18 protein-coding genes are annotated in these 22,486 nt (G+C 45.8%); 17 read left to right on the top strand and 1 reads right to left on the bottom strand.

Annotation, left to right across the window (positions count from 1 at the left end):
* Positions 1–68 precede the first annotated feature (68 nt).
* On the bottom strand, positions 69–248 hold the full coding sequence (locus PWYN_RS03580) for a transcriptional regulator (protein WP_036648625.1): 180 nt from the start codon (positions 246–248) through the stop codon (positions 69–71).
* A gap of 166 nt (positions 249–414) precedes the next feature.
* Here PWYN_RS03580 and PWYN_RS03575 point away from each other — a divergent pair, with 166 nt between their 5' ends.
* The 17 genes from PWYN_RS03575 (at position 415) to serC (ending at position 22,369) form a co-directional block, all read left to right on the top strand.
* Positions 415–1,257, top strand: a complete 843-nt coding sequence (locus PWYN_RS03575) for an SPFH domain-containing protein (protein ID WP_036648616.1) — start codon at positions 415–417, stop codon at positions 1,255–1,257.
* 10 nt (positions 1,258–1,267) lie between these two features.
* Positions 1,268–1,438 carry a type II toxin-antitoxin system antitoxin gene (locus PWYN_RS28510; RefSeq protein ID WP_036648615.1) on the top strand — a complete coding sequence of 57 codons (171 nt, stop codon included), beginning with the start codon at positions 1,268–1,270 and terminating at the stop codon, positions 1,436–1,438.
* Positions 1,439–1,881: 443 nt separating this feature from the next.
* Positions 1,882–3,822: a threonine--tRNA ligase gene (thrS, locus tag PWYN_RS03565; RefSeq protein ID WP_036648613.1), complete on the top strand. Its 1,941-nt coding sequence runs from the start codon at positions 1,882–1,884 to the stop codon at positions 3,820–3,822.
* A 104-nt stretch (positions 3,823–3,926) separates the two neighbouring features.
* A complete protein-coding gene (locus PWYN_RS03560) occupies positions 3,927–4,739 on the top strand; it encodes a 3D domain-containing protein (protein ID WP_240479673.1) in 813 nt (270 codons plus the stop codon).
* 124 nt (positions 4,740–4,863) lie between these two features.
* Positions 4,864–5,001 carry a hypothetical protein gene (locus PWYN_RS29045; RefSeq protein ID WP_157261077.1) on the top strand — a complete coding sequence of 46 codons (138 nt, stop codon included), beginning with the start codon at positions 4,864–4,866 and terminating at the stop codon, positions 4,999–5,001.
* Positions 5,002–5,218: 217 nt separating this feature from the next.
* Positions 5,219–6,313 carry a cell wall-active antibiotics response protein LiaF gene (liaF, locus tag PWYN_RS03555; RefSeq protein WP_036648611.1) on the top strand — a complete coding sequence of 365 codons (1,095 nt, stop codon included), beginning with the start codon at positions 5,219–5,221 and terminating at the stop codon, positions 6,311–6,313.
* 2 nt (positions 6,314–6,315) lie between these two features.
* Complete coding sequence (locus PWYN_RS03550; protein ID WP_052087725.1) at positions 6,316–7,392, top strand: sensor histidine kinase; 1,077 nt, start codon at positions 6,316–6,318, stop codon at positions 7,390–7,392.
* The gene (locus tag PWYN_RS03545; protein WP_036648607.1) at positions 7,392–8,045 is read left to right on the top strand and encodes a response regulator; all 654 of its coding nucleotides are present in this window, start codon (positions 7,392–7,394) and stop codon (positions 8,043–8,045) included. Before PWYN_RS03550 ends, PWYN_RS03545 begins: the two co-directional genes overlap by 1 nt.
* An 899-nt stretch (positions 8,046–8,944) precedes the next feature.
* Positions 8,945–10,582 (top strand): S1C family serine protease, encoded by a 1,638-nt coding sequence (locus PWYN_RS03535; protein ID WP_036648605.1) that lies wholly within the window; start codon positions 8,945–8,947, stop codon positions 10,580–10,582.
* A gap of 125 nt (positions 10,583–10,707) precedes the next feature.
* Complete coding sequence (locus tag PWYN_RS03530; protein WP_036648603.1) at positions 10,708–11,397, top strand: response regulator transcription factor; 690 nt, start codon at positions 10,708–10,710, stop codon at positions 11,395–11,397.
* 1 nt (position 11,398) lies between these two features.
* On the top strand, positions 11,399–12,862 hold the full coding sequence (locus tag PWYN_RS03525; RefSeq protein WP_036648600.1) for a sensor histidine kinase: 1,464 nt from the start codon (positions 11,399–11,401) through the stop codon (positions 12,860–12,862).
* A gap of 57 nt (positions 12,863–12,919) precedes the next feature.
* Entirely contained in the window at positions 12,920–13,882 is a 963-nt protein-coding gene (locus tag PWYN_RS03520; RefSeq protein WP_036648595.1) for a 4-hydroxy-3-methylbut-2-enyl diphosphate reductase, read from the top strand.
* Between the two features lie 291 nt (positions 13,883–14,173).
* Positions 14,174–15,220 carry a 3-deoxy-7-phosphoheptulonate synthase gene (aroF, locus tag PWYN_RS03515; protein WP_036648593.1) on the top strand — a complete coding sequence of 349 codons (1,047 nt, stop codon included), beginning with the start codon at positions 14,174–14,176 and terminating at the stop codon, positions 15,218–15,220.
* Positions 15,221–15,501: 281 nt separating this feature from the next.
* Complete coding sequence (gene glnA / locus PWYN_RS03510; RefSeq protein ID WP_036648591.1) at positions 15,502–16,926, top strand: type I glutamate--ammonia ligase; 1,425 nt, start codon at positions 15,502–15,504, stop codon at positions 16,924–16,926.
* 512 nt (positions 16,927–17,438) lie between these two features.
* The gene (locus tag PWYN_RS03505; protein WP_240479672.1) at positions 17,439–20,186 is read left to right on the top strand and encodes a GH36-type glycosyl hydrolase domain-containing protein; all 2,748 of its coding nucleotides are present in this window, start codon (positions 17,439–17,441) and stop codon (positions 20,184–20,186) included.
* A gap of 100 nt (positions 20,187–20,286) precedes the next feature.
* The gene (locus tag PWYN_RS03500) at positions 20,287–21,171 is read left to right on the top strand and encodes a hypothetical protein (protein ID WP_036648587.1); all 885 of its coding nucleotides are present in this window, start codon (positions 20,287–20,289) and stop codon (positions 21,169–21,171) included.
* A gap of 106 nt (positions 21,172–21,277) precedes the next feature.
* The gene (serC, locus tag PWYN_RS03495) at positions 21,278–22,369 is read left to right on the top strand and encodes a 3-phosphoserine/phosphohydroxythreonine transaminase (RefSeq protein WP_036653127.1); all 1,092 of its coding nucleotides are present in this window, start codon (positions 21,278–21,280) and stop codon (positions 22,367–22,369) included.
* The last annotated feature ends 117 nt before the right edge of the window (positions 22,370–22,486 follow it).

The following is a 22,486-nucleotide window of genomic DNA, read 5'->3' as shown; positions in this document are numbered from 1 at the left end:
ACGCCTATCGGCCGCGAATCCCAAAGTAAAGGGATCCGTAACCGATAGGCGTTGTTGCATTTTACGGGTTATTGTGCCGCTTCCCACTTACAACGAACAGGAGACACTATAGCATTTTCCTGTTTCAATTCTTTGAAGGCTTTATCAATTTCTTTACGGTCCAACCCGGAGAGCTTCTCCACTTCCCCTGCGCTCACAGGGCTTCCGGCCGTTTTTATAATTTCCAATACTTTTTCCTTCACGCTCATGCCTTACATCCTCCTCTTAATCATGAGAATTTGACATCCTCAATCTTAAGAGTATAAAAGATTCTTCTATGGATGCAGTGATATTTTTCTTCCGCCTCATTTACATTTATATACAAAAGTGATATCATAATCATATCAAATAAATATCTTATTGGAGGCAACGAATATGAAGGAGAAAATACTGCATCCGGTTAGTGGCTTTTGGGTTATCGCTTTGTTTATAGTTTGTCTGGGGGGCGGGATTTATGGGGCATCGCAAGAATATGTTATTGTACCCCTCATCCTAATCTTTATTGCAACGGTACTTCTTACTAGCATTACAATTGTACAACCGAACAAAGCAGTGGTCGTTACTTTTTTCGGGCAGTATGTAGGGACAATCGCCACAAGCGGAATGTGGGCAGTTACGCCGTTCAGTATTCGCAAGACCATTTCCCTGCGTGTCCGGAACTTCAACAGTGTGAAGCTTAAGGTTAACGATGTTGAGGGTAATCCAATCGAAATTGCAGCCGTGATTGTGTTCAAAGTTATTAATTCTGCAAAAGCCCTCTTTGATGTTGATAAGTATATGGCTTTCGTCGAAATTCAGAGTGAAACGGCGTTGCGCCATGTAGCCAGCAAATATCCGTATGATAATTTTAATGAGACAGGAATGTCTCTGCGGGCGAACGCTGATGAAATCGCCAAAGAGCTGGCAGTTGAATTACAGGATCGCCTTTCCTTATCCGGTGTCGAGGTGATCGAAGCCCGGCTGACGCATCTGGCCTATTCGACAGAAATCGCCAGCACCATGCTCCAACGCCAACAAGCATCTGCTATCCTCTCTGCCCGTCAAATTATCGTTGAAGGTGCAGTGGGCATGGTAGATATGGCCATCAGGAAGCTGAAAGAGGATGGAGTCGTAGAACTGGATGAAGAGCGTAAAGCGGCTATGATCAACAATCTCATGGTGGCCATCGTATCAGAACGTGGAGCGAGCCCGATTATTAACGCCGGCTCGTTGTACTAGGCGGTTCATCATGGCGGCTAAGAAAAGCTTTCCGCTGCGGATCGATCCCGAGCTTCATGAGGCGCTCGAGCGCTGGGCAGGAGAGGAATTTCGCAGTGTAAACGGACACATTGAATACTTGCTGCGTGAGTCTTTGAGGCGCGCAGGCCGCTTGCCTGAAAGAAAACGCCGGGAAGAGTAAATCAAGAGAGGCTTGACGGACGCCGAAGACAGAATTATAATTACTCATAATTCACGTTAACAGCATCGACAAAGACATGAATCGAACATAAGGACCGTTCAGAGAGAGGAAACAATAGGCTGTAATTTCCTCCGGTATCCCATTTCGATTTACCCCTTTGTAGCTGCGGTTATGAACTCCCTGAAGCTAGAGCTTAATAAGGGACAGTAAGAACCGCCGGTTCATGGCCGTTATTCCCATGTAGACGAAGGATTCTGTCTCCTACACCGCTATAGGCGGGAAGAGAGAGGAATCGAATTTGGGTGGAACCACGGGTGCTATACACTCGTCCCTTTGCGGGACGGGTGTTTTTTGTATGCGTGGATATTTCCGTTCCGCAAAACTTAAGCGGCTGATGCCGATGAAGAAATACAGCAGTTACAAACCAAGAGGAGGAAGTTGAAATGGCAGTAAATATCAAGCTTCCGGACGGCTCCGTCCGGGAATACGCAGATGGAAGCAGCATCGAAGATGTAGCAGCTTCCATCAGCAGCGGTCTCCGCAAGAATGCGGCGGCAGGCAAATTGAATGGAATCGTTGTAGATCTCTCTACTCCGGTTGAAGAAGGTGCGTTGATTGAAATCGTAACTTTGGACTCTCCGGAGGGTCTAGAAGTGATGCGGCACAGTACGGCTCACCTTATGGCGCAAGCCGTAAGACGATTGTTTGGTGCCAAAGAAGTTTTCCTGGGCGTAGGCCCGGTTATTGAGGACGGCTTCTACTACGATATGGATTTGGAGCATCCTCTTAACCCAGAGGATCTAGTGAAGATTGAGAAGGAAATGGAACGCATCATCAACGAGAACCTTCCCATCGTACGTAAAGAGGTTAGCCGTAAGGATGCTCTTGAAATCTTCGGTGAACTGGGTGACCCTTACAAGCTGGAACTTATTGAGGCTTTGCCTGAAGACAGCGTGATCTCTATTTATGAGCAGGGCGAATTCTTCGACTTATGCCGGGGTCCGCATGTTCCTTCTACTTCCAAGATCAAAGTATTTAAGCTTATGAATGTAGCGGGCGCTTACTGGCGCGGGGACAGCAAGAACAAAATGCTGCAGCGTGTATATGGAACTGCCTGGATCAAAAAAGCTCAGTTGGATGAGCATCTTCGCTTGCTAGAAGAAGCCAAGAAGCGGGATCACCGCAAGCTCGGCAAAGAGCTGGAAATCTTCACTTTCAATAACCTGGTGGGTCAAGGCTTGCCAATTTGGCTTCCAAGGGGTGCAAAGCTACGGAGCATACTGGAACGCTATATCGTGGATCTGGAAGCTAGCCTCGGGTACCAGCATGTCTATACACCGGTACTTGGAAACGTAGAACTATACAAAACTTCCGGACACTGGGAACATTATCAGGATGACATGTTCCCTAAGATGACAATCGACACTGAAGAATTTGTTCTTCGCCCAATGAACTGTCCGCATCACATGATGATTTATAAGAGTTCCATGCACAGCTACCGTGATCTTCCGATCCGTATTGCCGAACTTGGCATTCAGCACCGTTATGAAATGTCCGGCGCTTTGACTGGTCTGCACCGTGTACGTTCGATGACATTGAATGATGCACATATCTTCTGTCGTCTGGATCAAATAAAGGGTGAGTTTACTCGTGTTATTGAGCTGATCAAGCAGGTCTACAGTGATTTCGGTATACATGATTACCGTTTCCGCTTGTCCTACCGTGATCCTAAGGATACTGAAAAGTATTTCCAGAATGATGAGATGTGGGAGACTGCACAACGCATGCTGCGTGAGGTTGTAGAGGAAGCAGGACTGCCATTCTACGAAGCAGAAGGTGAAGCAGCGTTCTACGGACCTAAGCTGGACGTTCAGATTAAGACAGTGTTGGGTAAAGAAGAGACTTTATCTACTGCACAGATCGACTTCCTGCTGCCTGAGCGCTTTGAGCTGGAATATGTCGGTGATGATGGACAAAAGCATCGTCCAGTCGTTCTGCACCGCGGTATTTTGGGCACTATGGAGCGTTTTGTTGCTTTCCTACTGGAGAACTTTGCGGGTGCACTGCCACTTTGGCTTTCACCACAACAGGTTAAGGTTATTCCAGTTTCAACTGCCTTTGATGATTATGCGAAGGAAGTTACTGACAAGCTGCGCCGCCGGGGCATTTCTGCTGATGCTGATTTGCGTAATGAGAAGCTGGGTTACAAAATACGGGAAGCTCAGCTGGAAAAGCTGCCTTACATGTTCGTAGTCGGTGAGAACGAGATGAATGCCGGAACCGTAGCTATTCGTAAGCGCGGAGAAGGCGATATCGGGGCGAAGCCGCTGCAAGAGGTTATTGAATCATTAGTAGAGGAAATTGCTGGACGCGTTATTTCTTAATCTTTTACAGCCTCTGTCATTGCCCGTGAAGCACATATTTTTGAGCTTCATGTATAAAATTTTGGGAAACGGGAAACCTTCGCTAATAAGGGGAGGTTTGTCACATGAACAAAATGGGCATATGGCAGAGGCTTTGGTGTGTAATGGTAACCATTACTCTGCTTCTGGCTGCATCCGGTGTTTACGCCAATTCTGAGGGACAAGAGACTAAGCCGCTTGCCTCTGGACAGATTATCCGTAAGCAAAGCAGCACAATAACAGCAATGAATACGCCGCAATATAAAAGTTTAACAACGATGGCCGGTTCACCGGGCAATACAATAACCACGCAAGGACTTGCTGCAAGCCATGATACTGTTAAAGCTAAACCGGCTGCAACGAAATCACCACAGCCTGTAAGTTCACCTAAACCGAAGGCAACTTCGACGGCTAACAAAAGTAGTGTAAGCAAAACGCCGATATCTATCCCGGTAGCTGCACCTGGACCAGAGCAAATTATCCGGACCATGAAGGTGACGGCGACGGGTTACACGGCTGGGTATGAATCTACTGGTAAAAATCCAAACCATCCAGAGTACGGTATTACTTATTCCGGCGTTAAAGTTCGCAGAGATAAGAACGCTCTGTCTACCATCGCTGCGGATCCAAAGGTTCTGCCGATGGGCAGCATCCTTTATATACCAGGGTACGGATACGCGGTTGTTGCCGATACGGGATCTGCAATTAAAGGCAGAAAGATTGATTTGTATTTTGCTACAATAAAACAGGTCTACAAAGAGTGGGGCAAAAAGACAGTCGAGGTTCAGCTTATCAAACGCGGCAGCGGGAAATGTACAGAAGTGATGCTGAAGGATCTGAGCAAGGCCATCAAGACGTATAATGCGGTTCCTCAGTCTGTATTGGAAGAAATTATTTAGGATAGTTTTAGCTCTAGAAGCTTGAACCTATTTTCACTTGGTCATGCATAATACCGTTTCCCACATCCCATAATACGGACTGGGGCAGATGTTACGCCTCTTTCGAAGATGGGAGGTGAATTCCGTGGCCAAGAAGTCTAAAGTTCAAGAAAACTATAAAACTCCGAATGAGAAATACAATGCTGAGTTTGCTGTTGAGAATGATGGATCGAAGCAAAGTGGGAATACTACCGCTAAGCCCGTCCAAAAGCCTCAACGATAATAATTCTGCAGTGTAAATGCAGTACCCGAAAATGCCCCTCCTTCATAAAGGTGTGGGCGTTTTTTTTGTTTTCAACTCCTAAGTTTTATCGCTCTCGGTCTAGGGACGGAGACTAAATTCCACCTCGCGGCGCTGTTTATGATTCTTCTATTGCTGTACACTAAGGTCATAGGATTATAGAAGGACGAATCACATAACGTTTAAGGAGAAATGAAAGATGAAAAGACGACTTACGAGCCAGATCATCGGCGGATTGGTTCTGATTGGAATCGGCGCCATATTTTTATTAAGACAGCTGGGATACACTGATTTCAGTATTGGTTATGTCTTCTCAAACTTCTGGCCGGTTATTTTAATTGCGATGGGTGTTAAGCGTTTGCTGGGAACTGAGGATTATGGTTCAAAGGGATCTTCATTCATAAGCGGGATATTCTTTCTGGCGATGGGAGTATTTTTTCTAGGACGAAATTTGGGGTGGTTTGACCTATCAGCAGGCGACTTTTTCAGAATGTTCATTCCAGTAATGCTTATCGGCGGAGGGTTATATGTAATTTTTAAACCGCGTCATTCCGGCCCGCCTATGCCTCCTGTACCTCCAGCACCAAGTTATTACCCTCCGGGTAATCCGGGTAAGGACCCGTTAGATGTAGAGCCACCGAAGCCGCTGGAATCTACACTAGACGAGCAGTTCGAGCAAAAGTTCGGCAAACCTGCCGGTAACGTTGATTCCACTAGCGGTAGAAAGACGGATTGGGAAAGTTATCTTAGCAAAGATCAAGCCACGGATGATCCGGAGCTTCATTCCACAGGAGAATCCCGTTGGAGAGAGAAACGTGAACGGCATGAGCGCAGGCATCAGGAACGGATGGAGCGTCATGCCCGCAGGCACCATGATCACTGGAATGAGGAATATAACGGCAACGATGATAAAGATTCGACGAACCGCTCGGCTTTTATCGGGGATATCCATATGGGACGTGAACATTTTCAACTAAAGAACACGAACCTTTCCCAGTTTATCGGTGATACAGTCTTAGATTTGACGAATGCGCAAATTCCTTATGGCGAGACAAAGATTAACATTTCCGCATTTGTCGGAGACATTAAAGTATATATCCCCAATGATATGGATCTAGGCATTTCAGTAAACAGCAGTTCTTTTATCGGTGATATGCAGGTATTGGAGCAGACACGCAGCGGTTTTATGAGTAATGCACAATTTAGAACGCCTTACTACAAAGAAGCTGGCAAGAAAATCCGTATTACCGTTAGTGCTTTTATTGGGGACATAAAGGTTAAAACGGTGGGTTAAGCATGGGACCACTTTTCAAAAACACGAAATGGGTGCTGCAAATCTATTTCCTCCTTAGTGGAGTTGTTGCGGCGGCATTGATATATGCCGGTAGTTGTCTAGGTTATATAAAAGTTATCGATTACCGGATGTGGCTCTATTTATGCGCAGGTATTATCGTTTTCACCATTGTTCTAGGATACATGGCAAGTCAGCGGATTCAGCGGCGGATAGATCACATTGATCTGAATATGCTGCAGGTAGCCAAAGGCAACCTTTCTGTCCGTATGCCGGAAAGCGATGATCCGTCTTTTGCCAGAGTCTATCACGAATTTAATGTCATGATGGATACGGTTGAGAACAAAATGAAGCTGCTTCAACGTCTAGGCGAACAAGAGGTTATTGAGAAGGAAAAGGCTGCAGAGAGCGCTGTTCTGGAGGAACGTCGGCGAATGGCCCGAGACCTGCATGATACGGTAAGCCAGCAGCTTTTTGCCATTCATATGTCAGCCTCATCACTGCCTAAAGTGTTGGAAAGAAATGAAGCTCATGGTAAGACGGTTATGGACCAATTGATTACGATGTCCCAAATGGCCCAGAAACAAATGAGAGCACTTATTGCGCAGCTGCGTCCGGTGGAGCTGGAGGGTAGAAATCTTTTTGAGGCGCTGGAGAAATGGTTCCCGGATTATTGTCGTCAGAACGGTCTGAAGGGCATGAAAGAGCTGGAGCTGCAAGGAGAATTATCCGAAGCCATTGAGCATCAGCTGTTTCTAATTATCCAGGAGGCCATGGCCAATATTGTGAAGCATGCAGGAGCGAGGATCGTAAGTCTTTCGTTGCGCGAAGCGTCTCGACAGGTCGTTCTGAGTATCAGCGATGACGGGCATGGTTTTGAGCTTATGCAGAATAAGCACGGATCCTACGGCTTGATTACCATGCGTGAACGTGCGGAGAAGTTGGGCGGTCAGGTGGAGATTATAAGCCGCAAGGGTGCTGGAACCACGATCCGTGTACATATTCCAAAATTTGTTCAAGAAGAAAAAGTGCCGGTTGCTGCTGTAGCTGTAAGGAAAGACGGGGAAGAGGAGGCGTTGTAATGAGTGCTATTAAAATATTGCTAGTGGATGACCACGACATGGTTCGGATGGGCCTCAAAACTTATCTAATGCTTGATCCCATGTTTGAAGTAATAGGAGAAGCAGCTAATGGATTAAAGGCGCTGGAAATGCTCCGAAAGGGTTGGGATGACGGATTACCTGATCTGGTGCTAATGGATCTAATGATGCCGGTGATGAATGGTGCAGAGACTACCCGGGCTGTATTGAAGGAATTCCCGGAGATGAAAATTGTGATTTTGACCAGCTTCCTTGAAGATGATTTAGTTGTTGATGCCATCGAAGCAGGTGCGGTTAGTTATGTGTTAAAAACAGTATCGGCAGAAGAACTGATCTACGCACTGCAGGGTGCATACCGCGGCATGCCCGTGATGACTAGTGATGTGTCGCAAGCCTTGACTCGTGGAATTCGCCAGCGAACAGTTCAAGGAGACTCCTCGGGACTCACCGAACGAGAGAAAGAAGTTCTGCTGCTTATTGCCGAGGGTAAAACCAATAAGGATATCGGCGAGGAGCTGCATATCAGTATCAAAACCGTGAAGACGCATGTCAGCAACCTGTTGATGAAATGTGAGCTGGACGACCGGACGCAGCTTGCTATTTTCGCTCACCGCAAAGGCTGGGCGCAGAGTTAATCCCGATAAAAAAATGCCTCTGAACTCAAGTGTTGCTCGAGTGTCAGAGGCTGATTCAGTTACCCACCTCAGGATTTCCCCTTGGTGTTAGCAAGCTTTATGATCATAACGATAAGAACGAGCAATGCTATGAGCTGATCAGTACTCATCTGCGTCCGCCTCCATTCGAATAGAAGGATGGCTCTTCGGACGGCAGTTCCTCTCCCAAGGACTGCTTCGTTCCCCATATTCAGACTATGAGACATCGAAGCTGATTATTACTATTCTATATAAGATGAACTTAAGATTTTGCTACATTGGGTTCGGGTCGTAACTACGGTGAATGTTGGACTTCCAGCCGCTGTTGCCTCCGGATTTCTAGATTTTTTACGCTATTAGCGGATGAAATCCGGAGGGAGCTTATGCTTTCGAAGCGAGCTTTCCTACGGAAAGCTTTCGGGCGGACGCTAGCGCTCCTACAGTTCCAAAATCCCCCTCCGTTACTTCAATCCTTTTTATCAGTTTATTAAGTTCATAAGTTCAATCTATATAGGTTTAAGGTTTAGGTTTAGGTTGTTGTTTAGGCCCGGCGTGCGTAGTTCAGCACGCTCGGGCTTTTTTTGTGTATCTCTGTTTTTGTTTTGCACTGTTTTTTGTGTTTTTTGTTGTGTGTGCTTCCCTGTAAAGGGGAGGGGTATCGGAGCGGAAAGTTTACGTCCGCCTTTGAAATCGTGTTCCACCCGCAGGGTAAATTCAGGGAACACGATTTCAACAGCGGTGGAGTCCCGACTACCCCTCTCCGCCCGATTTTATCTAAGCTTAAATTGTTTTTAATGTGACCTTAAGGTTTAAAGTACACAATGAGAATAAGAAAACAAATCAATCCTTGTCAGGCAGACAGGACACGGGAGGAAAGAAACATGAACGATAACAAAGATAGATTCACTCGTGAAAATGAACCCGCACCAGATCGGGAATGGAACGGCAGCACTACTAACGAAAACAGTGGCGGCGGTCAGTCTTCCGAATCAGGATCATCATACTATTATTCTTATGGACCTTTTAAATCTATCAACCAAGATAACTCAGATGGAATAGAACATTACAATCGGCGGGAACCGGAGCGGGTAGAGGTTACACCTCCACCAACGGTTAAACCCGTACCTTACAGCACCTCGATTCGTACCACAGGTTTTGACGGCAGCGGAGGAGGACGCAACGGAAATGGAGGCAATGGCTCAGACGGCGGAAACGGATGGCAGTATAATCGCAAGCCAAAGAGCTCCTTTAAAAGCATTCTGATCTCTTTCCTGGCCGGAATGGTTGTTCTCTCAGGCTCTATGTTCGCTGCTGATCGGGGGAATTGGTTCACAGGTGATTCTGAAGAACCTGCCGTTACTGCAGGGGCTACGGCTCCTGATGAGGGTGCAAATGTGAGCCCTGCAACGGCTACGACATCACTGAATTCCGGTGCTAATGATGTTTCAAGCGTAGTAGACGGAGTAGGACCTGCAGTTGTGAAAATAGAGACACTGGTCAATTCCAGCTCTCGTGGGGGAAGCCAATCCAATCCGAATATGAGCGATCCATTCTCACAATTCTTTTTCGGTGATCAATTCGGAGGCAGCGGCTCATCGGAACAAACAGAGCCCGAACCCAAATCTTATTCAAGTACCCAACTCATCCCTAACTCGGTTGGAACAGGCTTTATCTATGATAAAGCGGGATATATTTTAACAAATCAACACGTAATTAACGGTGCAGATGTTATTCAGGTCACCATTGAAGGCAACAAAAAGCCTTATGAAGCGAAGCTGCTTGGCTCCAGCAAGGATCTGGATCTAGCCGTTCTCAAAATTGAGGGAGATAACAACTTCCCTGCAGTAGCGATGGGTGATTCGGATACTCTGAAGGTAGGATCGGAAGTTGTAGCGATAGGTAACCCACAGGGCTTTGACCACACGGTAACTGCCGGTGTTCTGAGTGCTAAAGGTCGCAGTATTGATATTAATGAAGAAGATGGCAGCGGAACCCGAAATTATAAAGACCTGCTTCAGACGGATGCATCGATTAATCCGGGGAACTCCGGTGGGCCGCTGCTCAATATGAAGGGTCAAGTTATTGGTATGAACGTAGCTGTAAGTACGGATTCACAAGGTATCGGGTTCGCTATTGCAGTCAATACCATTAAAGAGGTTGTTCAAAAACTGGAGGATAATCAAGCGATTCCAAAAGAGCCCGTTCCATTTATTGGCGCAACGCTCATGACGATTACGGATGAAGTTGCCAAGCAAATGGGCACCGATATTAAAGAAGGGTCCGTCGTAGCGGAGATTATCTACAAATCCCCTGCTTATGTAGCTGATTTACGCCCATATGATATTATTAGTGGGGTGAACGGTAAGAATTATGCAACCAGCCAGGACCTGATCGACTTTATTCGAACCCTAAAAGTGGGTGACAAGGCTACACTGAATGTAGTTCGTGACGATAAAAAGCTGGAGCTTCCAATAACTATCGGCAATAAGAACGACTTCGTTACTTCTAAAACGGAGTAAGAATAACCAACAGGACAGCGAATTTATAAGCGGGAGGGCTAGCCCTTCCGTTTTTGCTGCTTGGATGCCAATCTATGAATTCATTGGTACAATATAAATAAGAATGTAATAATGGGGGCTGCTTGATGCGACCGAATATTTTAATTATTGATGATGATGAAAAAATTATATCCATGCTTCGGCGCGGTCTTGCTTTTGAAGGCTATGATGTAAAAACTGCGGTCAATGGAGCCGATGGGCTGCGTGCCGTACTGAACAGTGACCCAGATGTGGTTATTCTCGATGTGATGATGCCGCAGGTGGATGGATTTGAAGTTTGTCGGCGTCTAAGGGAGGGCGGGAGCTCAGTGCCCGTGTTAATGCTAACCGCTAAGGATGAGATAGAGCATCGGGTAAAAGGGCTTGATTTGGGAGCCGATGACTATCTGGTTAAACCGTTTGCGCTCGAGGAACTGCTGGCCCGTGTGCGTGCACTTTTGCGGCGGAAGAGCGAGCAAGGCGGCAATGTGGATAAGGCTGTATCCTATGAGGATATCACTTTGGATGTTGACTCCCGTGAAGTTACACGGGGTGGTAAACGCCTAGAGCTTACAGCAAAGGAATTTGAGCTGCTGCACTTGTTTCTGCAGAACCCCAAGCGAGTATTGTCCCGCGATCTGATTATGGATAAAATATGGGGCTATGATTATAGTGGAGAATCTAATGTGTTGGAGGTTTACATAGCCATGCTCCGTCAAAAAACGGAAGAACATGGAGGGAAACGTCTAATTCAAACCATCCGGGGAGCCGGGTACATTCTAAGAGGTGACAATTAAGATGTCCATTAGGCTGCGGCTGACTGCTTGGTATTCTGGGATTTTGGCTGTTATGCTGCTGGCCTTTTCAGCTGCAATTTATGGCTTTGTCTATTTTAATACCTATGGTGATTTGAAGGATCGTGTACAAAAACAGGTTGAGGAGCTGCAGGTCCGGCCGCGCTGGGGATATGATGGCTCACTGCTAAACGTAGATGTGAATTTAACTCAAGCTGACCTTTTGGAAGAAGCAAATATGCTGGTGCAAATCTATATTTATGACAGCAAAACCATCCAACAATCGGATAATATGAGTAGTCTGGGCATGAAATTTGAGTTTCCAGCGCGTGATAAAATAGAGAATCAAAAGGGATTTAAGCAATTAAGCCTGGGGGGTTACCATTTTATTATGTATCAAATGGCTCTCAAAAACCCTGACGGCAAACCTCTGGCGGTACTCCAGGTTGCTGCACCTACCAGCCAGGAAGATAAACTCATGTTAAGGCTGAAAAACATATTGCTGGTAGGATCGTTTGCTACCTTATTGGCAGCCTTCACCTTCGGTCTATTCTTGGCACGTAAATCTATGAGTCCGATAGGTAAGGTTATCGAGGCGGCCAACGGGATACAGACCGGAACTGATCTTAGCTCGCGTATCGAATATGAAGGCCCGCCTGATGAGATCGGTCAGCTTATTGAGACGGTTAACAGTATGCTTGGACGGATGGAAGGTTTCTATAAAGAGCTTGAGGATTCCTATGCAGCACAGCGGCGTTTCGTCTCTGATGCTTCGCATGAACTGCGTACGCCTCTTACGACAATCCGCGGGAATATTGATTTACTGCAAAAGGTTTGGGATCTTGAGCCTGGGGAGAATCCTTCGCTCGATGATGCCTCTATTCGTCAAATGTCTAAGGAGTCTGTGCGTGACATTGCGGATGAAGCCAAACGGATGAGCCGGCTTGTTGCGGATATGCTTTCGTTGGCCCGCGCAGATACCGGACGGACATTTGATAAGGAGCCGGTAGCTTTGGAGCCAATGATGACAGAAGTTGCGCGTCGAGCAGCCTTCCTGCCTCATCAGGCCGAGTGGGTGGTAGGTGAGATGACCCACCTGAATGGGAAGTATATTGTGGGTAATAAGGATTATCTTCAGCAAATGCTATTTATCTTTATTGATAATGCATTTAAATACACGCCTGCTGGTGAAGTATCATTGAATGCTGTATTTTATCAGAGTCAGGTAGGCATACGTATCACGGATACCGGTATTGGTATGGACAAGGACGAGGTACCTCACATCTTTGACCGATTCTATCGAGCGGATGAGTCTCGCGGTATAACCGAAGGCATCGGCCTAGGTCTCTCGATAGCGAAGTGGATTATTGATGAACACGGAGGTTCAGTTGAGGTTGTCACGCGGCAAGGAGAAGGTACAACATTTGTAATCTGGCTGCCGCTGCTCTTTGCTCCACCGCTGGAGTAGGGTATAATAGACGGGTTCTAATCTTGTAATTAACGACAGCAGAAAGCTGGTGAAGTCATGGAAGTAATCAAAATTTCTCCTCGGGGATATTGTTATGGTGTCGTTGATGCCATGGTAATGGCTCGTCAGGCCGCTCAAAATCTTGATCTGCCCCGGCCGATTTATATATTGGGTATGATTGTTCATAATAGTCACGTCACCAACTCCTTTGAGGACGATGGTATTATTACGCTGGATGGGCATAACCGTCTGGATATTCTGGATAAAGTGGATAGCGGTACTGTTATTTTTACAGCTCATGGTGTTTCGCCGGAGGTTCGCAAGATGGCCCGGGCGAAGGGTTTGACCACTTTGGATGCTACATGTCCCGATGTGACTAAAACCCATGATCTGATTAAGGAAAAGGTTGAAGATGGCTATGAGGTCATTTATATCGGAAAGAAGGGCCACCCAGAACCCGAGGGTGCGGTAGGAATTGCCCCGGAGCATGTTCATCTGATTGAGACGGAAGCAGAGATAGAATCGCTCTCGATTCCTTCTTCACGGATTGTGATTACGAATCAGACGACAATGAGTCAGTGGGATATCAAGCATATTATGAGAAAACTGCTGGAAACTTTCCCGGGCGCAGAAGTGCATAATGAAATTTGTATGGCTACTCAGGTTCGACAGGAGGCTGTAGCAGAGCAGGCTGGGCAAACCGATCTTGTGATTGTAGTCGGTGATCCGCGAAGCAACAACTCCAACCGTCTGGCGCAAGTGTCTCAAGAGATAGCGGGCGTACCCGCTCACCGTATTTCGGACGTATCCGAGATGAATATAGAATGGCTGCAAGGAGTCAACAAGGTAGGGGTTACATCAGGTGCTTCTACACCAACTCCGATCACCAAGGAAGTTATATTATTTCTAGAGCAGTATGATCCTGCACGGCCTGAGACATGGGAGATTAAGCGAACGGTTAATATGGCGAAGCTGCTTCCACCCGTTAAGAATACGAGTAAAACAGGCACACCATCGTAAGAAACTATTAAAAATAAGTTAGAATTTTTCGAAAAAGTGAGAGCACCTTCGTTCTGATTTCTGGAATGAAGGTGCTCTTTATTTACTTTATACGGTAAAAAAGAGTCGCGAAAGGGGGTTTCGTTAACTGGTGTGATTTGGTAGGGCTTGACGAAAAGGAACATTTCGATTAAAATTACTTTAGTGATTAAAAGCGTAGAAGCTTAAAAGCGTTTTAGCGTTTTAGCGTGTAAGTGTTTATGTTCATTATCAATTATAAAACCTATAGAGTTGAGAAGGGAAGAATGTATTATGATCGTTATTACATCCAACCAAACACCAGAAGAGCAAGTACAGGACATTATAGCAGTAATTGAAAAGGAAGGGCTGCAGGTGCATCTCTCCCGGGGGGCTGACCGTACGGTTATTGGTTTGGTAGGAGGCGTTACACCTAAGCTTGCGGAACATCTGCGCCAGATGAAGGGTGTGGAAAATGTAGTCAAAATCACGAAATCCTACAAGCTTGCCAGCCGGGACTTTCATCCTGAAGATACAGTAATTGATATTCGGGGCGTTAAAATCGGTGGAGAGAATCTCGTCATTATGGGCGGACCTTGCGCCGTGGAATCTCCGGAACAAATCGATGAAATTGCTCGTTTGGTAAAAGCTGCAGGAGGTCAGGTTCTGCGCGGTGGCGCTTTTAAACCCCGTACCGGTCCTTACAGCTTCCAAGGTGTTGGTGTCGAAGGACTTACCATGATGGCTGAAGCAGGCAGACGTCACGGGCTGCTAACCATCACGGAAGTAATGACACCGGAATACGTAGATGTGTGTGCGGAGCACGCTGATATTTTGCAAGTCGGTACAAGAAATATGCAAAACTTTGATTTACTGCGAAAGCTCGGAACCTGCGGCCGGCCCGTATTGTTAAAGCGCGGTTTTAGTGCTACCTATGATGAACTGTTAAATGCAGCAGAGTACATTTTAGCCGGCGGTAATCGGGATGTAATGCTCTGTGAACGGGGTATTCGGACCTTCGAGACCTACACTCGCAATACATTGGATCTTACGGCGATTCCAGTCCTTCAAAGCTTGAGTCATCTCCCTGTTATTTCTGATCCAAGTCACGGAACAGGCCGTAGAGAGCTGGTTGAACCTATGTCCAAGGCTTCCGTAGCTGCAGGAGCAAACGGTTTGATTATCGAAATGCATACCGATCCTGATAATTCCATGACGGGCGATGGAGTTCAATCTCTATTCCCTGACCAATTCGCGAATTTATTAAGAGATTTGGAGAAGCTTGCACCGTTGGTTGGACGCAAGTTCTCTACTTCACCGGAACCTGCATCCGTAGTCTAAGCTAACATTGATTTGTATTAATCGCCCTCTTCTCCCGTCCAAGGACGGTGGAAGGGGACGTTTTGCAATTTAAAGTAAATGTAGAGCCGTAGTTTAACAGTCTTATAGTAGAAAATTCACGAAAGCGTCAGAATAACTCACATTGGAATAAGAAATACCTTACATAAGCATTGACGATGTTAGGTTTGAGATTTATAATGACGACAGCAAAAACATTAAAAACAAGAACATTCGCATACTGTGAACGGCTTAATGTTCGTAACTTGGGGAGGAAGAAATTCATGTCGGTTGAAAAAGTGTTGCAAACGATCAAAGAGAACAACATCGAATGGGTAGATTTTCGGTTCGTAGATTTAGGAGGTCGTGCCCACCATATTTCGTTACCTGCTACTGAAGTAGAAGAAGAAACTTTTGTAAATGGTGTAGCTTTTGATGGTTCTTCTATCAAAGGATTCCGTGGTATTGAAGAATCCGATATGGTAATGATGCCGGATCCAAGTACTACATACATCGATCCTTTTACCGCTCATCCGACGATTAACATCATGTGCGACATTTTCACTCCTGATGGTGAACGTTATGAGCGCGATCCGCGCGGTATCGCTGTAAAAGCCGAAGAGTTCCTGCAAGCAAGCGGAGTGGGAACAGCAGCATTCTTCGCACCGGAATCCGAGTTCTTCATCTTTGATGATGTACGTTATGAGAGCGGAATGAACAGTTCTTCTTTCTTCGTAGATTCCGAAGAAGCAGCTTGGAATACTTCACGTAAAGATGAAGGCGGAAACCTTGCATTTAAAGTTGGCGTTAAAGGTGGTTATGTACCTGTAGCACCAGTGGACAGCCAACAGGATATCCGTAGTGAAATGTGTCGTTTGCTGGCTGAAGCCGGACTGCGCATTGAGCGTCATCACCATGAAGTAGCAACTGCAGGACAAGCGGAGATTAACTTCCGTTTTGATACCCTGTTGAAAACAGCTGACAATCTCCTTACTTACAAATACATTGTTCAAAATACTGCACGTCAATACGGCAAGGTAGCAACCTTCATGCCAAAACCACTGTTCGGTGATAATGGTAGCGGAATGCACGTTCACCAATCCATCTTCAACGGCGACACTCCTTTGTTCTACGAAAAAGGCGCTTATGCCAACCTGAGTGAAATGGCAATGCACTACATCGGCGGTATCCTTTATCATGCTCCTGCACTGATCGCACTGACTAACCCTAGTACCAACTCTTTCAAACGTTTGGTACCTGGTTATGAAGCACCGGTTAACCTTGTATTCTCCAAAGGAAACCGTTCCGCTGCAGTTCGTATCCCAGTAGCTGCTGTAACACCTAAAGGCTGTCGTATCGAGTTCCGTACACCGGATTCTACAGCTAATCCATACTTGGCGTTCTCCGCAATGCTGATGGCTGGCTTGGACGGAATCAAGAAGAAAATCAACCCTGAGGAAATGGGTTACGGTCCTCTTGATAAGAACATTTATGATCTGTCTGATGCAGAAAAGGAGAAAATCCGCAGCGTTCCTGGCACATTGGACGAAGCGCTTGACGCTCTGGAAGCTGACTTCGAATTCCTGACAGAAGGCGGCGTATTCACTAAGGACTTCATCGATAATTATATCGGTCTGAAACGCTCTGAAGCTCAAGCGGTTGCCGTTCGTGTTCATCCGCACGAGTACTCCCTGTACTTCGATTGCTAAGATAAATTAATTTAGACGTATAAGTAAACCCTTGGGACTATTCCCAAGGGTTTTTTGTCGTTTATAACAAGTGATGTTATGTCTATTAAATAAAAAGCATTAGAGCGCCCCCTGAAGCCTTTATAACGCTGCAGTGGTGTAGCGAGGAAGCGATAGGGGGTAATGCTTAAAAACCCGCCAGAAAGCCTTAAAACACCCTATACGCTCTCACCATAGGATTTCTTCTGAGGAAATGCTCGCTTTTACTAAGGGGGAGTAAGGAATTTTATTTTCTGATTAGACTTATCGAAAATTAGTTTCGTTATATTATGCTCTAGAATCACTAAAGATAATAGTGTAGGGGGAAGTCCGTGATGACTTGATTTATAAGGGTTATACAGGGTTTTATCGTCTCTAATCATTTAAAATACACCTGTATATTTGTTTTCGAGAAAACCTTTACAAAGAATTGTAGCGGTGTAATAATAAAATTACCGAAACCGGTTTAGTTTATTGTGGAGAGGATGAATAAAGTGAAAGATAAGAGTAAGCGAGGTTGGGAATTTACAGGTGATAAAGGGGATTTCAGACTTCAGAAAGCTGACCGCAGCAGCTACTTGTACTTCCCGCTCGTAAACGAGGGCGGCATGATGTCTTCGGTAAGTCCGAAACTTCACGGTCAAACGACTTCAGGGCATAATACGTTTTTAACCCCGCCTATATCAGTGGAGGATTTGCACAATTCTCGTGCTTCACGCAATTTTTGGATCCACGTTGAAGGGAAAGGCACTTGGTCCGCAGCGGGAAATTCAGCCCGGCAAAATGCGGATTTCTACACTGAGGATGCTGAAGAGGTTGAACTGGAGGCTGGATTCTTATGGCATCGAGTTAGCCGCAGTAGTAAAGAGCTGAACTTATCGTCCCAGATTACCAGCTTTGTACCCTGCGGTAATGACAAGGTAGAGTTAATGAAGGTTGTTCTTACAAATAACGGAGAGACGCAGCAGACCTTAACACCAACAGCCGCTATTCCATTATATGCAAGATCGGCGGATGACCTCAGGGACCACCGTCATGTAACATCTTTACTGCATCGTATTTTCACCTCTGATTATGGTATTGAGGTACAGCCTGCACTTTCTTTTGATGAACGGGGTCATCGAGTGAATCATACCTCCTATGGAGTTTTTGGAGTGGAAGGTGACGGAAATACACCTGAGGGATTTTTTCCGGTTCAAGAGGAGTTCATTGGAGAAGGGGGAAGTTTGGATTGGCCCGAGGCAGTAGTAGTCAATCGAGCCCCTGATATCATTGCAGGAACTGGTGTACATAGGGAAGGGTATGAGGCACTGGGTGGTATCCGATTTACCACCGTTACTCTGATGCCGGGAGAAAGTGTTTCGTATGTAGTTATAATGGCCATAGAGGATCAAAGAATGGATCTCGAGGCTCTTATAGGGAAATATGGCTCTTCATCGTCTTTTGATCGATTACTGGAGGAGAATAAGGCCTTTTGGAGTGAAAAGGTAAATACTGTTCAGTTCAAAACGGGGGATGCAGATGCAGACCAATGGATGAAATGGGTAACTTTGCAGCCGGTGCTTAGAAGATTATACGGGAACTCTTTCTTGCCTTATCATGATTACGGTCGTGGAGGTAGAGGATGGCGGGATTTGTGGCAGGATTGTCTGGCATTGCTTATTATGGAGCCGGCAGAGGTACGCAACCTGTTATTCGATAATTATGCCGGTGTTAGAATAGATGGAAGTAATGCGACCATTATTGGCCAGCATCCTGGGGAATTCATTGCGGATCGCAACAACATACCGCGTGTATGGATGGATCATGGAGCCTGGCCGTTTATGACCACGATGCTGTATTTAAATCATAGCGGTGATATGGAATTTCTAAATCAAGAGCAAGGCTATTTCCGTGATACTTTCATGAGCCGCTGTCGGGAAAGGGATCATTCCCTGGATCTTAAAGAGGGAAGTGTTCTTAGAACAGCATCTGGTGATATCTATAAAGGCACGATTCTGGAGCATATTCTACTACAAAATCTCGTACCTTTCTTCAATGTTGGAGAACACAATAATATCAAGTTGGAGGGTGCGGATTGGAACGACGGGCTCGATATGGGAGCGGATCGTGGCGAAAGTGTAACCTTTACTTCCTTCTATGGCAGTAATCTTATGGATATTTCGCTTCTGCTGCGCGATCTGAAGGAACGAACCGGCCAAAAGATTATAGAAGTGGCAGAAGAGATTACCATTCTGTTGGATACGATGTCAGAAAAGGTTGATTACGAGTCCATTTCAGGCAAGATTGCCCTGCTGAATCGGTTCTATGCCTCTGCACCTAATAAGGTTTCAGGAGTTAAGGCATCTCTTGATATTGATCAGGTTGCAGATGATCTTGCTCAGAAAGCAGAGTGGATCTTTAACCATTTACGCCAAAATGAATGGGTGGAGAGTGAAGAGGGCGGAGGCTGGTTTAACGGCTACTACAACAATGATGGGGAAAGGGTCGAAGGAGAGTTCGCGGAAGGTGTCCGGATGACACTTACGGGTCAAGTGTTTCCATTAATGGGCCATGCTGCATCTGAGGATCAGGTTCCGCAAATCATTGCCGCAGTGGAACGGAATTTGCTGGATGAAAAAATAGGCTACAGACTCAACTCTCAATTTGGTGGTATTCAGCAAAATTTGGGACGCGCATTTGGCTTTGCTTTTGGGCATAAGGAGAACGGAGCCATGTTCAGCCACATGACCATTATGTATGGGAACGCGCTCTATAAGCGTGGATATGTAAACGAAGGTAGAAAGGTGCTGGAGTCTCTTTATCAGCTTAGTACCGATTTTGAAGTGAGTCATATGTATCCTGGAATACCTGAATATATTAATGAATCGGGCAGAGGGATGTATACCTATTTGACAGGTTCGGCGAGTTGGCTGCTCTTGACCATGGTTACAGAAGTCTTCGGAATTAAAGGCAAGCTTGGTGATCTGTTGTTGGAACCGAAATTGGTAGGGCCGCAATTTGACGCAGAGGGAAAGGCCTCCATCAAAACGATGTTCGCCGATCGCGAGTTAGAGGTCCTCTACAAGAACACAGAGGGCTCCGCTTACGGGGAGTATCAAATATCCTCGGTTCTAATAAATGGCGCTCAGGTGACGCTTCAACGCGTCTCAGAGGGTGTTCTGATTGCCCGGGCGGAATTAACCAGCCTCCAGGCCGGACAATGTCATCTCATCGAGGTAGAGTTAGTAAAAGGTAAGTAGCGAAGAAAAGAAACGTCCGCACCGCAGCATGAGGCGGTAGCGGACGTTTTTAACAAGTTTGAAAGTTTATCTGGATTCTCAATGAAAGGATGCGACTCACATGGGATATGCACTGTCGAACGGAATTCTAACCGTTGATATTGCTGATCTGGTAGATTACAAGGGTTCTCGCTTTGACAGGACCGGTTTTATTACGCAAGTAACCCTGGAACCAGGGAAACATACCTTCTGTGTACCTGAAAGTCTCATTTCCGGGAAGGGTACCGGAGGACAAGGGCTATGCAATGAGTTTGGCATTTCCCGGGCAATTGGATATGATACCGCCCCGGTAGGCGGATGGTTCCCGAAGCCTGGTGTAGGTTTGCTGCAGAAGCAGAATAATTATCCTTATCAATTCAATACTGACTATCTAGTTAACCCATTCAAAGTGAATGTGGAGGCTGGTCTTCATGAAATTCAATATACGATACAACCCCTGGAGTGCCGCGGGTATAGCATTCAGCTGACCAAAACCATTTCGCTCTGTCACGATAAGTTGAATATCTCCTATAAAATGCACAATAAAGGGTCGCAGCATTTTCAGACAGAGGAATATATACACAATTTTATTGGGATAGATAATCATGAAGTTGATTATGGCTATGAGCTTAGGCTTCCTGGAAGCGTTAGGATTGAGGAACCAGAATCCGCGTATACATCTGAATTATTACAGATCTCAAAGGGCAGAATAAGTTGGAATAAGAGTCCGGATAGACCCTTTTACTGTAAGCTGGGGGGATGGGAAAATGCGGACGGAAACTGCAATTGGGAGCTGCTTCATAAGCCGAGCGGACTGGGGGTCAGAGAGAGTGGAGACTTCCAGGTGGCACGGATTGCGCTGTGGGGGGGACGTCATGTAATTTCTCCAGAGGTCTTTGTAAATATAGAACTGGCACCGGGACAAAGTCAGCATTGGAGCAGAACATATCAGTTTTTCTACGTATAAATATGTCCAATTTGACTCCCTATGTGAATAATTATACTTGATGGTGTGTAAGATTATTGCTATCATATCCATATCCATATTCATAGGAGAGAAAGGGTGGGGAGAGATTTTGAGCAAGAGAGCATATAATTTTAATGCCGGTCCGGCGGCGCTACCTTTAGAAGTACTGGAGCGTGCACAAGCAGAGTTTGTGGATTTCCGAGAAAGTGGAATGTCCATTATGGAGATGTCGCATCGGGGGGTAATATACGAATCTGTGCATAATGAAGCTCAGGAACGCCTACTATCACTCTTTGGCAATCCAGAAGGCTACAAGGTATTATTCTTACAAGGCGGTGCCAGCACCCAGTTTGCTATGATCCCAATGAACTTTATCTCTGCGGGACAAGTAGGGAGCTATGTAATGTCAGGCAGTTGGGCAGACAAAGCTTATAAAGAAGCCAAATTAGCTGGAGGCGCTCATGTAGCTGCTTCTTCGGAGGATAAATCTTTCCTCGCCATCCCAGACTTAAAGTCAATCCAGGCCGCAGACAATGCAGCATATCTGCATGTGACCTCCAATGAAACGATTGAGGGTACGCAATATGCAGAGTTTCCGGATTCGGGCTCTATTCCTTTGATTGGGGATATGTCCAGTGATATTCTGAGCCGCTCCTTTGATATTAATAAATTCGGTTTAATTTATGCAGGTGCACAAAAAAACCTCGGGCCGTCCGGTGTAACAGTAGTGATTGCCAAGGAAGAAATGATTGCTGAATCACCTTCCAATATCCCGACAATTTTGCGTTACAGCACCCATTATAACAATAATTCACTTTACAATACTCCTCCATCCTACTCAATATATATGGTGAACGAAGTATTGAAATGGATCGGTGAACAGGGTGGTTTGGCTGGTGTTGAATCCAAAAACCGCGATAAAGCGGGGCTTCTATATAACACAATAGACGGAAGCGACGGATACTACCGCGGAGTTGCAGAACAAGGCAGCCGCTCCATCATGAATGTGACCTTCCGTATGCAATCCGAAGATGCAGAGAAGCAATTCGTCAAAGCTGCAGAAAAAGAAGGCTTCATCGGACTTAAGGGTCATCGGAGTGTAGGCGGTCTGCGTGCTTCCATCTACAATGCGGTTCCTTATGAAAATATTAAGGTACTGGTTGATTTCATGAATCATTTCCGTCAAACTCAAGGTTAATTGAACTTAATCACTAACCTTCCGCCTTCATGGTGGAAGGTTTTCTGTTTTAATGGAACTAGAATTTTAGGGTACTGGGTACTATAATTATTACATATATGCATATGCAGAGAGGAA

The sequence above is a fragment of the Paenibacillus wynnii genome (assembly GCF_000757885.1).
Taxonomy (GTDB): Bacteria; Bacillota; Bacilli; order Paenibacillales; family Paenibacillaceae; genus Paenibacillus_AQ; species Paenibacillus_AQ wynnii.
The sequence above is the reverse complement of the archived record's forward strand: the minus strand, read 5'-3'. Positions and strand labels throughout refer to the sequence as shown.

Bases quoted from the DNA above. Each gene is read 5' to 3' on its own strand.
- liaF (WP_036648611.1), top strand. From the start codon at position 5,219: ATGAAAAGACGACTTACGAGCCAGATCATCGGCGGATTGGTTCTGATT.
- PWYN_RS03575 (WP_036648616.1), top strand. From the start codon at position 415: ATGAAGGAGAAAATACTGCATCCGGTTAGTGGCTTTTGGGTTATCGCT.
- glnA (WP_036648591.1), top strand. From the start codon at position 15,502: ATGTCGGTTGAAAAAGTGTTGCAAACGATCAAAGAGAACAACATCGAA.
- PWYN_RS03560 (WP_240479673.1), top strand. From the start codon at position 3,927: ATGAACAAAATGGGCATATGGCAGAGGCTTTGGTGTGTAATGGTAACC.
- PWYN_RS03580 (WP_036648625.1), bottom strand. From the start codon at position 248: ATGAGCGTGAAGGAAAAAGTATTGGAAATTATAAAAACGGCCGGAAGC.
- PWYN_RS03530 (WP_036648603.1), top strand. From the start codon at position 10,708: ATGCGACCGAATATTTTAATTATTGATGATGATGAAAAAATTATATCC.
- aroF (WP_036648593.1), top strand. From the start codon at position 14,174: ATGATCGTTATTACATCCAACCAAACACCAGAAGAGCAAGTACAGGAC.
- PWYN_RS28510 (WP_036648615.1), top strand. From the start codon at position 1,268: ATGGCGGCTAAGAAAAGCTTTCCGCTGCGGATCGATCCCGAGCTTCAT.
- PWYN_RS03520 (WP_036648595.1), top strand. From the start codon at position 12,920: ATGGAAGTAATCAAAATTTCTCCTCGGGGATATTGTTATGGTGTCGTT.
- PWYN_RS03535 (WP_036648605.1), top strand. From the start codon at position 8,945: ATGAACGATAACAAAGATAGATTCACTCGTGAAAATGAACCCGCACCA.
- PWYN_RS03545 (WP_036648607.1), top strand. From the start codon at position 7,392: ATGAGTGCTATTAAAATATTGCTAGTGGATGACCACGACATGGTTCGG.
- thrS (WP_036648613.1), top strand. From the start codon at position 1,882: ATGGCAGTAAATATCAAGCTTCCGGACGGCTCCGTCCGGGAATACGCA.
- PWYN_RS03550 (WP_052087725.1), top strand. From the start codon at position 6,316: ATGGGACCACTTTTCAAAAACACGAAATGGGTGCTGCAAATCTATTTC.
- PWYN_RS03500 (WP_036648587.1), top strand. From the start codon at position 20,287: ATGGGATATGCACTGTCGAACGGAATTCTAACCGTTGATATTGCTGAT.
- PWYN_RS03525 (WP_036648600.1), top strand. From the start codon at position 11,399: ATGTCCATTAGGCTGCGGCTGACTGCTTGGTATTCTGGGATTTTGGCT.